The organism is Cryomorphaceae bacterium (assembly GCA_017798125.1).
GTDB lineage: Bacteria > Bacteroidota > Bacteroidia > Flavobacteriales > ECT2AJA-044 > ECT2AJA-044.
The window spans coordinates 777,071-789,046 of sequence record CP059070.1; the positions used below are offsets into that span (position 1 = coordinate 777,071).

Annotated in this window: 11 protein-coding genes; 9 read left to right on the forward strand and 2 right to left on the reverse strand. The window is 49.1% G+C overall.

All coding sequences use genetic code 11. The features are described 5' to 3' along the window. The first annotated feature begins 103 nt into the window (after positions 1–103). The 8 genes from HZ996_03395 to HZ996_03430 are packed head-to-tail and all read left to right on the forward strand — an operon-like array spanning position 104 to position 9,003. Positions 104–1,549: a GHKL domain-containing protein gene (locus HZ996_03395; GenBank protein QTN38222.1), complete on the forward strand. Its 1,446-nt coding sequence runs from the start codon at positions 104–106 to the stop codon at positions 1,547–1,549. 36 nt (positions 1,550–1,585) lie between these two features. Continuing rightward, complete coding sequence (locus tag HZ996_03400; protein ID QTN38223.1) at positions 1,586–2,365, forward strand: enoyl-CoA hydratase/isomerase family protein; 780 nt, start codon at positions 1,586–1,588, stop codon at positions 2,363–2,365. Positions 2,366–2,368: 3 nt separating this feature from the next. After that, positions 2,369–3,808, forward strand: a complete 1,440-nt coding sequence (locus HZ996_03405) for an oligosaccharide flippase family protein (GenBank protein QTN38224.1) — start codon at positions 2,369–2,371, stop codon at positions 3,806–3,808. Further along, the gene (dut, locus tag HZ996_03410) at positions 3,798–4,229 is read left to right on the forward strand and encodes a dUTP diphosphatase (GenBank protein QTN38225.1); all 432 of its coding nucleotides are present in this window, start codon (positions 3,798–3,800) and stop codon (positions 4,227–4,229) included. Before HZ996_03405 ends, dut begins: the two co-directional genes overlap by 11 nt. A gap of 12 nt (positions 4,230–4,241) precedes the next feature. Beyond that, positions 4,242–5,249: an NTP transferase domain-containing protein gene (locus HZ996_03415; protein ID QTN38226.1), complete on the forward strand. Its 1,008-nt coding sequence runs from the start codon at positions 4,242–4,244 to the stop codon at positions 5,247–5,249. Continuing rightward, entirely contained in the window at positions 5,246–7,003 is a 1,758-nt protein-coding gene (locus HZ996_03420) for a tetratricopeptide repeat protein (GenBank protein ID QTN38227.1), read from the forward strand. The genes HZ996_03415 and HZ996_03420 overlap by 4 nt, the downstream gene beginning before the upstream one ends. Continuing rightward, on the forward strand, positions 6,996–7,799 hold the full coding sequence (locus HZ996_03425) for a DUF4292 domain-containing protein (protein ID QTN38228.1): 804 nt from the start codon (positions 6,996–6,998) through the stop codon (positions 7,797–7,799). The genes HZ996_03420 and HZ996_03425 overlap by 8 nt, the downstream gene beginning before the upstream one ends. Beyond that, the gene (locus HZ996_03430; protein ID QTN38229.1) at positions 7,780–9,003 is read left to right on the forward strand and encodes a peptidoglycan DD-metalloendopeptidase family protein; all 1,224 of its coding nucleotides are present in this window, start codon (positions 7,780–7,782) and stop codon (positions 9,001–9,003) included. The genes HZ996_03425 and HZ996_03430 overlap by 20 nt, the downstream gene beginning before the upstream one ends. Positions 9,004–9,006: 3 nt before the next feature. Here HZ996_03430 and HZ996_03435 read toward each other — a convergent pair whose 3' ends face one another. Then, positions 9,007–9,444 (reverse strand): hypothetical protein, encoded by a 438-nt coding sequence (locus HZ996_03435; GenBank protein QTN38230.1) that lies wholly within the window; start codon positions 9,442–9,444, stop codon positions 9,007–9,009. Between the two features lie 106 nt (positions 9,445–9,550). Continuing rightward, positions 9,551–9,982, reverse strand: coding sequence for a ribose 5-phosphate isomerase B (gene rpiB, locus HZ996_03440; protein QTN38231.1), 432 nt, complete (start codon positions 9,980–9,982; stop codon positions 9,551–9,553). Between the two features lie 461 nt (positions 9,983–10,443). On the opposite strand from rpiB, the gene HZ996_03445 reads away from it, so the two are divergent. Continuing rightward, positions 10,444–11,967, forward strand: coding sequence for a hypothetical protein (locus tag HZ996_03445; protein ID QTN38232.1), 1,524 nt, complete (start codon positions 10,444–10,446; stop codon positions 11,965–11,967). Positions 11,968–11,976 lie beyond the last annotated feature (9 nt).

The window sequence follows — 11,976 nt, forward strand, 5'->3', positions numbered from 1 at the left end:
TATACTGGAAAGCCTCGCCTTGTGCGGGGCTTTTTTTATGCACGGACGGGGCGCTCGTGGCCCAGTCTTTGATACTTCAAGGAGAAATGATCAAATTAGCCGTATGACCTTACGCGCACGGATTTTCCTTTCCATGATTGCCATTATTCTGCTTTCGAGCATCTTGATGGCTTCCATTACGGTCTACCACTTCAAACGGGAGAATGAGCAATACCATTTGGAGCGCTTGCAGCGCAAAGAGGACGCGATCCACACCAGCATCGACTACTTTTTACAGCAGGATGTGAGCGCTCAGCGCACGGACAGCATCACACCCCTGTTCGACAACAAGATCTGCGAGGTGGCCGATGTGAATAAGTTGGACATCAACATCTTTGACCTCGAGGGCCAGTTACTGATCGCCTCCAACACCAAGCTCTTCGACATGGAGATCCTTCAGGACTCCCTGGACCCGCTGGTTATTCAACGTTTGCGGAATGGCGAAACTCGGGTGGTGATGCAGCAGGACTTAGACACCACGAAATTTCTTTCCACCTACGAGTACCTCAACAGTTCTATGGGTGAGCCCTTGGCCGTGATTAACGTACCGTACTTCCAGACCGACAGCTTTCACAAGCGGGAGCTCAAAGAGTTCCTGGAGTCTTTGGCACAGATCTACGTTTTGCTCCTCATTGGCGCCGGACTCTTGGCCTACTTCCTTTCCAACTACATCACTTCATCGTTGACCGCGGTACAGGCGCGCATTAAAGGAGTACGAATCGACGGTCAAAACGAACGCATTGAATGGGAGCACGACGACGAAATAGGCGCTCTGGTGAACGAATACAACCGAATGCTGGGTGAGCTTGCTAAAAGCGCTGATCTGCTGGCAAAAAGCGAAAGAGAGGGTGCGTGGAAGAAGATGGCGCGACAAGTGGCTCATGAAATCAAGAACCCGCTCACACCCATGAAGCTGACCGTGCAGCAACTGGAGCGACGGCTGAAACCCGATGATCCGGAATTCGAGAGCAAGATGAAAAGCTTCACGAACACCTTGGTGGAGCAGATTGACACCTTATCGAGCATTGCCTCCTCGTTCTCTGCCTTCGCCCAAATGCCGGTTCAAAACCACCAAGAGCTCGAACTCAACCGAACGCTGAAAAGCTGTACGGAACTCTTCACGCATCAGACCGTGACCTTTACGTCCGAGCACGCTGACGAAGTGTGCATCACCGCCGACAAAGAGTACTTTATTCGGGTGATGAACAACCTGCTCACCAACGCCATGCAGTCCATTCCCGAGGATCGCGAGGCCAAAATTTCAGTGGCCCTACGGGCCGATGCCACCCATGCCTTTATCGAGGTCCGCGACAACGGATGCGGTATACCGCAGGAGCAATTGGAGCAAATTTTTGAGCCAAATTTCACCACCAAGAGCAGTGGAACAGGCTTGGGATTGGCTATGGTACGCAACATCGTGCAGACCTTTGAGGGCACCATTCAGGTTTCCTCCGAAGTCGAAGTGGGGTCCACATTTACCCTCACGCTGCCTCGAGCTTCCGGGGCGTAAATTCTATCTTTGCTGGAAACGCACAAAAAAGAACCCATGACTTTTGAAACCCTGTTGACCGATCTGGAAAACGGAATTTTGACCGTTACCTTGAATCGGCCCGATAACCTCAATGCGCTCAACACGCGCGTCTTCACCGAATTGCGTGCCGTTTTTGAAGATGTGTACGAAAACAAAGCCATTAAAAGCGTCATCATCACTGGGATGGGCGAAAAGGCCTTCGCCGCAGGGGCAGACATCAAAGAGTTCAGCGAATACGATGTAGAGCAGGGAAAACATTTGGCCGCCAATGGTCACGACGTGTTTTTTATGATCGAGCGTTGCCCAAAACCGGTGGTTGCCGCCGTTAATGGTTTCGCTCTAGGTGGAGGGTGTGAATTAGCTATGTCCTGTCATATGCGGGTCGCTTCAGAAAATGCTCGCTTCGGGCAGCCAGAAGTCAACTTGGGCCTTACTCCCGGGTATGCGGGAACTCAGCGCTTGGTTCAATTGATTGGAAAAGGAAAGGCTTTGGAGCTCTTGATGACTGCAGACATGATCAAAGCCGATCAAGCTCTGAGTCTCGGTTTAGCGAACCATGTAGTTCCTCAGACAGAACTTCACGGATTCTGCTATGATCTCTTAGAAAAAATAGGCACCAAATCGCCGACAGCGGTGGCAGGTGTGATCGAATGCGTCAACGCATACTTTGAAGAGGGTGTTGACGGTTTTAAAAAGGAAGTCGAAGTCTTCGGAAACTGCTTTGGTACCGAAGATTTCAAAGAAGGAACAGCCGCCTTTATGGAAAAGCGAAAGGCGGACTTTCCTGGAAAATAATGGATGAATCCAATTCGTAAATTTCTCGGCCAAACGGCCATCTACGGTCTGAGCACCATCATTGGGCGTCTGCTCAATTTCCTGCTCGTTCCCCTTTACGTCAGCCTTTTTGACTCTACGGAGTACGGAAAGGTCAGCTATCTCTATGCGCTGGTTGTCTTCCTTATTGTCATCCTGACTTATGGGATGGAAACCACCTTCTTTAGGTTTCGGGAAAAGGAATACGACCCAAAGGAAGTCTTCAGCACAGGCGCTTGGTCTTTGGTGATTACCAGCTCTTTGTTTCTGGGACTCGCGCTCCTTTTTCGACAACCTCTAGCCGCTGCCGTGCACATGCCGGACCACCCCGAGTATATCACGTGGTTCGCGGCGATTCTGGCCCTTGATGCGGTAGTTGCCCTCCCTTTTGCTCGTTTGCGCGCTGAAGGCAAGGCCTTTCGTTTTGCCGTGGTCAAGCTGACCAATATTGGCTTGAACATTGGCTTTAACCTGCTCTTCTTACTGGCCAAGGTCGGCTATGACCCCTCCATCGGAATTGGATACATCTTCATTTCCAACCTCATCGCTTCTGCCATCACCTTCGCTTTGTTGCTTCCCGAAGCACGCGGATTGGCCGCTGGCTTCTCCATGGATTTGTGGAAGAATATGATTGCCTACAGTTGGCCGCTTATGATTGCCGGCTTGGCCAGCGCAATCAACGAAGTCGCGGACCGTCAAATCATGAACTTTGTACTCCCAAAAGAGGAGGCTTTCAGTCAAATTGGTATCTACAGTGCCTGTTATAAATTGAGCATCTTCATGACGCTCTTCATCCAAGCCTATCGCTACGGTGCCGAACCCTTCTTTTTTGCCAAAGCCAAAGATTTGGACGCCCGCGCAACCTATGCGGAGCTGATGAACCTGTTCATCATTGCAACCAGCTTGATCTTCGTTGGACTCAACCTCTTTATTGATCCTTTGTCTCGAGTGTTTATCCCCAATCCCGAGTACTACGAAGGGCTGCACGTAGTCCCTATTCTTCTCTTGGCCAACCTGTTTTTGGGTGTGTACATCAACTTGTCTATTTGGTACAAGCTCTCGGATAAGACCATCAACGGAGCCATCATCAGCACCGTGGGAGCCATCATTACCATCACGCTCAACTTCGCGGCCATTCCGCTGTACGGATATACCGCTGCAGCGTGGGTTACTTTAGCGGCCTACGCCGTCATGATGATCATCTCGTTGATTTGGGGTCAGCGTGTCTACCCCATTCCCTACGATTTCAAACGCATGTTCGGCTACCTCGCATTGTCGATTTTAGTCGTTGTTTTGGCGCAACGTGTGCTTAACAATACCTTGCGGCTTAACATAGGCCTATTCCTTATATTTGGGGCGATATTAGCGGCCTTCGAGCATCGCTATATTCGCCGATGGACGAAAAAGAGTGGAGATGAAAGTTAAAGTGATCAATCGTTCGGGAAACCCCCTTCCTCAATTCAAGACGGAGGCTTCTGCGGGCATGGACCTTTCAGCAAATCTCGAGCGTCCTGTAGAACTTCAACCCGGACAGCGACAGCTCGTGGGCACGGGTTTGTACATGGAGCTCCCCATCGGATACGAAGCACAGGTGCGGCCACGAAGCGGATGGGCCCTCAAAGAAGGGGTTACCGTTCTGAATGCACCGGGTACCATCGATGCAGACTACCGCGGAGAAATTGGGGTGATTTTGATCAATTTGGGTCAGTCACCAGTTACCGTCCAGCACGGTGACCGCATCGCACAGCTGGTCATCGCGAAGTACGAGCAAATCGAATGGTCGGTCAGCGAAACTTTACAATCAAGTGAACGAGGAGCCGGAGGATTCGGTTCCACAGGAAAATAAAAACCACCCACTATGAAAATCATTATTCCCATGGCCGGCCGAGGATCGCGAATGCGTCCACACACCTTGACCGTTCCCAAACCTCTGATCCCGATCGCTGGAAAGCCGATCGTACAGCGCTTGGTGCAAGACATTGCCAAGGTCGCCGGTGACGATGTGGATGAAGTGGCTTTCATCATCGGTGATTTCGGTAAAGCAGTTGAAGAACAGCTCATCGGAATTGCTGAAGGCGTTGGAGCCAAAGGAAGCATCTATTACCAAGATGAAGCTTTAGGAACCGCTCACGCCATCTTGTGTGCCAAGGACAGCTTGGAAGGAAATGTGGTAGTGGCCTTTGCCGACACTTTGTTCCGCACCGACTTCCGCATTGACCGCGAGAGCGACGGTGTCATTTGGGTAAAGCAAGTTGAAGATCCACGCGCTTTTGGTGTGGTCAAAATCTCTGATGAAGGGAACATCACCGATTTCGTGGAAAAGCCAGAGGAATTTGTCAGCGACCTCGCCATTATCGGTATCTACTATTTCAAAGACGGTAATTGGCTCAAGGACGAGCTCCAATACCTCATCGACAACGATATCAAGGACAAGGGTGAATACCAATTGACCAATGCCTTGGAGAACATGAAACAAAAAGGCGCGAAGTACCTGCCTGGAGAGGTCAACGATTGGATGGACTGCGGAAACAAAGATGTGACCGTCGAAACCAACGGAAAGATTCTCGGCTATCTTAAAGAAGAGGGGCAGGGCTTGATCGATCCTTCGGCGACCGCTGAAAACTCGGAGATCATTCCTCCTTGCTTCATCGGGAAAGACGTGGTGATCGTAAATTCGACCATCGGTCCAAACGTTAGTCTGGGCAATGGAACGCGCGTCGAGAATTCCACCATCAGCAATACCTTGGTGCAGGAAAACACCGTTATTGAAGATGCGGAACTCGACAACTCCATGCTGGGGAACAAGGTCCACTACAAAGGTGGGTCGAAGTCCGTCAGCATTGGTGATTACAGTACTTTACTTTGATTAGACTCAGACTTAAATACGTCCTATATATTGCCCTCCTTCCGTTCCTTTCCGCCTGCGGCGGGATGAAGGAGGCGCAAAGACCACCCGCTGATGCCAGCGTTCAAAACGAGGTAGACCCTCTGGCTGAACGGGATCGGATGCAGTTCGATCGCGCCTTCTTTGCCGGCCAAAAGGAAAAGGCTTTGGGCAACTACGACCGCTCCCTGGAGTACTTCCTCGAAGCGCTTCGCATTGACGGAGGGAATGGGGCGGTGATGTACGAACTGTCTCTGCTTTATTTAGAGTTCCAAAACGTCGGTCAATCCCAGTTTTTCTGTGAAGGAGCGGTGGAAGTTGATCCGGGCAATCGGTGGTACCGCATGGTGCTTGCCGATATTTACGGCTTGCAACGGGACTATGAAGCCCAAGCAGCCCAGTACCGAGAACTTCAAGTCATAGAGCCCAACAACCCGGAACACCACTTCAATTTGGCCGTAACCCTTCTTCAGCAAAACGACTTGAAAGGTGCACTTAAGGTCTATGACGGCATTGAAAAGCGCTGGGGTGTCATGGAAGAAGTTTCCCTCCAGAAAGAACTCATCTATGTGAAGATGGGGAATATCGACAAGGCTGCTGCCGAGCTCGAGGCCCTGATTGAAGCCTATCCCGGAAACGTTCAGTACTACGTTCTGCTGGCAGAATTGTACAAGGCTAATGACCGCTCGGAAGATGCGCGAAAGCAGTTTGATAGAGCCTTGGAAGCCTTTCCCGGAGCTCCCGAAGTTCACCTCGCACTTGCCGGCTATTACGAGCAAGAAGGTCAATTTGATCTGGCCCTTAAGTCCTATGTGATCGCCTTTCAGGATCCCGACTTGAACATCGACGCCAAGATGCAGGTCATCTTGAACTACTACGAGCGCTCTGGACGAGACACAAGCTTACGAGAAGACGCCCTTATGCTCGTTCAGACCGTGATCGATGCACACCCGAATAGCCCCAAAGGTTATGCGGTAAAGGGTGATTTTTACCTGCGTGAAGAAAAGCCTGAAAAGGCGCGCGCTGCTTTTCGTCAATCGATTGAGGCAGGTGCCACTCAGTTTCCCATCTGGCAGCAGGTTCTGCTCTTAGACGCCGATTTAGCTGACATGGACGCTTTGCTGACCGAGAGCACTGCCGCATTGGAACTGTTCCCGGCTCAGCCCATTGTCTATTTGCTCAACGGCGTAGCCCTCATGCAAGACGAGCAGTACGAGGAAGCTGTTGAAATTCTAGAAGCTGGCCGTGAATTCGCCTTGGGAAATAGACCCCTACAAGCCCAGTTTGACTCCTACCTCGGAGATGCGCATCATCAAGCCGGAAACGATAAAGAATCCGACGAATTCTACGACAAAGCACTGGCCTACGACCCCAACAATGAAGTCGTGCTGAACAACTATGCCTACTATCTATCGGTCCGGGGTGAAAAGCTCGAATTGGCGGAGGCTTATTCGAAAAAAAGCAATGAACTGTCCCCCAACAACGGCACCTACCAAGATACCTATGCTTGGGTGCTATACAAGTTAGCGCGCTATGACGAGGCCTTGAGTTGGATCCAAAAAGCCATCGCCAATGGTGGAGGAAACAGCGGTGAGGTTCGCGAGCACTACGGCGATATCTTGTTCCAACTCGGTCAAATCGATGAGGCGGTGGAGCAGTGGGAAAAGGCGGCTGAATACGGTGGAGCAAGTGAATGGATCGATCAAAAAATCCGGGAACAACAGCTTTATGAGTAAGCGTCAGCTCCTTGTCGGACTCATGGGCTTGCTCGTGTTCGGGGCGTGCCAGTCTCGGAAACTCATTACCCCAGAAACAACGTACGCGGAAATGAAACCATCCAAGGTGCTCAAAGCACTGGATGAACAGCGCGATACATGGGACACCTACAGCGCCCGTGTGACCTCCCGATATGAAGATAAATTCACGAAGCTCTCTTTCACGGCCAAAGTCCGGATGAAGCGAGATAGTGTTTTTTGGGTCACCATTACCGCTGCCTTGGGTATTGAGGTCGGCCGCGCCAAAATCACTCCAGATCGCGTGTTGTTCTTCAACCGCCTGAACAAGACTTATCTCGACAGCGATTTTGAAGCACTGAGCCAGGAAATTGGGGCGCCGATTACCTTTGAAACGCTTCAGAGCATCTTCAGTGGAAGTCCTCTTTTTGACTGGAAACGCAGTGAACTGAACAGCTCCGTCGATTCAAATGGATACGTGCTCAGCAATCATCCGCCCGTAGGGCGATTGGATACCGCCAACATTGTAGGGTTTATTGAGAAGATGTTCGTTTCCAAAGAAAAACTCGAAATCACTGAGCAAGTGGTAATTGATCCGGCCAAAGATCGCTACCTGGAAGTATTCAACAGCGACTACACATGGGTGGGTGATCGAGCATGGCCAACGCGGTTTACAGCCGAGGCGCGAGACTCTTCACTTTCTACAAAAGTGCAAATGCGGGCCAATAAAGTAGAAACGGATATTGTTCTATCTTACCCGTTCGAGATTCCCGACAACTATGCACCCCTTCCTCAATAGGCCTTTTTTCATCCTTCTCTTCGTGCTCGTCGGCACGCAGTTGCTGGGTCAAAACAAGGAAGAACTTCAGCGTCAAAAGAAGAATCTTCAGGAAGAAATCAGCTATACCAACAAGCTGATCAATGAAACGCAGGCGTCCAAGCGCGTTTCCCTAAATCAACTCAATACCCTGGATCAAAAGATTCGCATCCGCGAGGAATTGATGCAGACCATTGATCGAGAAATCCGACTCATTGATTCCGAAATCGAACGGCAAAACGCCCAAATCGACTCTTTGGAGAACGAATTGGATCACCTTCGAGATCAATATGCCGAGATGATTCGTCAGGCGTATCGAAGCCGCAGTTCTTATACGCGCTTGATGTTTCTGCTCTCCGCCCAGGACTTCAACCAAGCCTATAAAAGACTTCAGTTTCTCAAGCAGTACAACGACTTTAGACGCCGCCAGGCCGAGCGTTTAATTCAAATGGAAGAGGTGTTGGAAGAACGCATCGCTGCACTGGAATTAGAAAGAGAAGAAAAAGAGGCCCTACGGGCCGATAAAGCTCGCGAGCGCGAACTCCTCGACGGGGAAAAGCAACAGCAACGACTCACTGTAGATGCGCTATCCGACAAGGAGCGTCAACTCAAGAAGGAGCTGCGCCAAAAAGAAAAGGACGCCAAAAAACTGGAAAGTGCCATTCAGCGAATCATCGAAGAAGAGATTAGAAAGGCGCGCGAAGCTGCTCGTGCCAAAGATCCTGAAGGCAAGTTTGAAGCTTTCGCGATGACCCCTGAAGCGAAAGCGCTCTCGGCCAACTTTACCTCGAACCGTGGAAAACTACCCTGGCCTGTGGAACGCGGTATTATCGTCAGTCCCTATGGGGAGCAACCTCATCCCGTTCTGCGCGGAATCACCATCAAAAACGATGGAATCGACATCGCCACAGAAAAAGGGTCCATCGCTCGAGCTTGTTTCGAAGGTACCGTCAGCGCGGTTATTCGCATTCCGGGAGCCGGTAGGGCAGTGGTCCTCCGTCACGGTGAGTACTTAACGGTTTACGGTAACTTGAATGAAGTGTACGTGACCCAAGGTCAAACGGTGGCCACTAAAGAAATGATTGGAACCGTCCGAACCGATGGAACGGATGATCAAACCGTGCTTCAATTTCAATTGTGGAAAGGGTCAACCAAGCAGAATCCTGAGCCTTGGTTGTTCAAATAAGTCTTACTGACAAAGAGCATTCGCCGCCCAGGTAGCCATGAGAATATTGGGTTTTGCCATGGCTTTAAAACCCATAGATTCAATAAAGCCTTGTGCTGCTTTCAGAACCTTGTTTGATGGGTATTTCGGATCTTCATTGAGATCCATATCAATCTGCTGCACCTTGACTCCGCAATTAGCTTCAATGAACTGCGCCAGTTCTACGCTTCGTTCCATCTCGTGCCAGAGTCTGGACCACATATCATTGACCCGCTTCTTTTTACTCTTGGAATAAATTACGTGAGCCCCATTGTTGGGAAAACGAAAAACAACCGTGGTTACATAGACGGTAACATCACTGTAGTTTTGGCTGTCTGTGCCTACAAATAGCTCCGCCTCAGGATACTTTTCCCGCATAGCACAAACATGTTCGGAAAGCTCTACGGGCTTTCGTTCAAACATGGTATAAAATGTAGTTCCGAAGTTTTGAAGCATCATTGCCTGATCAACACTTATTAAATTTAATAAGTTTCAGGCGTGATCGGAAATTAAGAAATCAACAACTCCCTCAAGCACAAGCTATTTTGTCCACTCGTCGTTGGTGACGACCACCTTCGAATTCAGCGGTTAGAAATCGCTGAACAATGCGCTTGGCCATTTCATCCGTGATAAATCGTGCGGGAAGAGCTACAACATTGGCATCGTTGTGTTGACGAGCTAGATCTGCAAGCTCTTCATTCCAACACAGCGCACTTCGAATACCCTCATGCTTATTCAAAGTCATGTTGATTCCGTTTCCACTTCCACAAATAGCAATACCCAGCTCATTTCTACCTTCTTCAATAGAAGTAGCGAGCGGATGTGCATGATCTGGATAATCTACTGAATCAGGTCCGTCGGTGCCGAAGTTCTCTACTTCATGCCCTAGAGATTCCAACAATTCAGTCAATTGGGGTTTCAATTCGTAAGCGGCGTGGTCACCAGCGATACCTATCTTCATAAAGCCTTGATTTGCAGGCAAAGATAAAGCCTTTTCACCGAGGTATCCGACTGTTCACAAAGCCTTGTGAATAGATGTTAATAACTGTAGATAAGCTCTGGACAAAAAAGAATGAAACCAATGCTTTTTTTACCTACTGAACCTTTCTTTCGCCTTTTCCAAGTCGACTTTTTACTTCTTTCTCCCTTCTTTTTGGGCATTAATTCACATTCAAAGTCGACCTTTACCCAAGAGAGAAATACAATTTGAGCGGGTTCCACGTTTATTCACAGATGTGTATAAATTAGCTAAGTCGCTCAGCTGTAACGAACTTTAATGAACAGATGGCCGTTTTGGCGGTGAACAACATTTAACAAGGGAAGTACACAAGAAAAGTCCTTTTAAGTTATCCCTGCTGTTAACCGACTATTACTATCATATTAAATTCTTTAAAAGAATAAGAAGATAAATAAGAGGTGTTAATGAGAACTTGGAGTATTTGGATTCTTCTTTTGGCTCTATCGAGTACAGCTTTTGCTCAAACCGATACGACCGGAGAATATACCGTTCTGTACTTCCGGGATGGCACTACTGTTTCGAGTGAGGGCTATATGGTCGATGGGCAACCCAACGGCTATTGGAAGACGTATCATCCCAATGGCAATCTCAAGTCCGAAGGAAATCGAGTGAACTTCAAGCTCGATGGCGAATGGATCTTTTACGGAAACGAGCAAGACACTATGCTCAAGGTGACCTACGATCAAGGGATCAAAGACGGATTGCGTACAACATTCAAGGAGGGAATAAAGCAGAAAACCGAGACCTATGTTCAGGATGAGCGCCAGGGTCCCACGAAGTGGTTTTATCCCGAAGCTGGCGTTCAGCGCATGGTTCCTTTTGTGGACAACCTCGAACAAGGCAACGGTTTTGAATACGGTGAGGATGGAAGACTGATTACGCTGTATACGTACAAGAAAGGAGTCCTTGTCAAGCAGCAAAAGATCAATCGTTTTAGTGAAGCAGGCGATACCGTTGGATTCTGGATGTGGTTTTGGCCCGATGATGTGATTCGCCAAGAAGGTAGTTATTCCAAGGGGCTGCGTCATGGCTACTTCAAGTACTACGACGAGAAGGGAAATCTCCGCCGTACGGAGAAGTACATTGATGGCGTGCTACAACCCGATGCCCCAGAAACGGCAAAAATGCGCGTACGTAGAACAGTATATGCAGATGGATCCATTAAAACCCTCGGTGGTTATCGCAATGGTGTGAAAGATGGAGTGCACCGTTCGTACGACGAAGATGGAAATGTAATTTCAGGAGCGAAGTACAGTTTAGGAACCTTATTGGCCGAGGGTATTTTAGACGATCAGGGACGTGAACAGGGTCCTTGGGTGTTCTACTACTCAACAGGCGAGAAAAAGGCTGAGGGGGAATATAAAGACGGAAAGAAGATCAAAGAATGGAAGTACTACCACCGCAATGGTAAAATGGAACAAACAGGTCGATATCAAAACGATTTACCTGTTGGTTTTTGGCGCTGGTATTTCGATGATGGAACCGTGCGTCGAGAAGAAGAGTATTTCAGAGGTTTAATGGAAGGCCCTTCGGTTGAATACAATGAGTTTGGCGAAGTGGTTGCCGAAGGCGAGTACCTCGATGGTTTCAAAGAAGGTCCATGGAACTACAAAGTGGGCGATCATACCGAGTTGGGTAGCTACGTCGAAGGGGAGCGTCAAGGCGTATGGAAGTATTATTGGGCGGATACGGAAGACCTACAATTTCAAGGAGGTTACATTGACGGAGAACCTGATGGCAAACACAAGTACTATTGGCCTAACGGTAAGGTTCGAATGGAAGGAAAGTACATTGTAGGCGCTAAGAATGGCGATTGGATTTACTACAATGAACTGGGTGAAATTCAATTGTACATCACCTACGAAGATGGGGTAGAAGTGAAGTACGACGGCATCCCAGTCGATGATCTCTTAGGTCCAGAGCAATAGGCCTATCTT

Bases quoted from the DNA above. Each gene is read 5' to 3' on its own strand.
- HZ996_03425 (QTN38228.1), top strand. From the start codon at position 6,996: ATGAGTAAGCGTCAGCTCCTTGTCGGACTCATGGGCTTGCTCGTGTTC.
- HZ996_03405 (QTN38224.1), top strand. From the start codon at position 2,369: ATGAATCCAATTCGTAAATTTCTCGGCCAAACGGCCATCTACGGTCTG.
- HZ996_03430 (QTN38229.1), top strand. From the start codon at position 7,780: ATGCACCCCTTCCTCAATAGGCCTTTTTTCATCCTTCTCTTCGTGCTC.
- HZ996_03445 (QTN38232.1), top strand. From the start codon at position 10,444: ATGAGAACTTGGAGTATTTGGATTCTTCTTTTGGCTCTATCGAGTACA.
- HZ996_03415 (QTN38226.1), top strand. From the start codon at position 4,242: ATGAAAATCATTATTCCCATGGCCGGCCGAGGATCGCGAATGCGTCCA.
- HZ996_03395 (QTN38222.1), top strand. From the start codon at position 104: ATGACCTTACGCGCACGGATTTTCCTTTCCATGATTGCCATTATTCTG.
- HZ996_03400 (QTN38223.1), top strand. From the start codon at position 1,586: ATGACTTTTGAAACCCTGTTGACCGATCTGGAAAACGGAATTTTGACC.
- rpiB (QTN38231.1), bottom strand. From the start codon at position 9,982: ATGAAGATAGGTATCGCTGGTGACCACGCCGCTTACGAATTGAAACCC.
- dut (QTN38225.1), top strand. From the start codon at position 3,798: ATGAAAGTTAAAGTGATCAATCGTTCGGGAAACCCCCTTCCTCAATTC.
- HZ996_03435 (QTN38230.1), bottom strand. From the start codon at position 9,444: ATGTTTGAACGAAAGCCCGTAGAGCTTTCCGAACATGTTTGTGCTATG.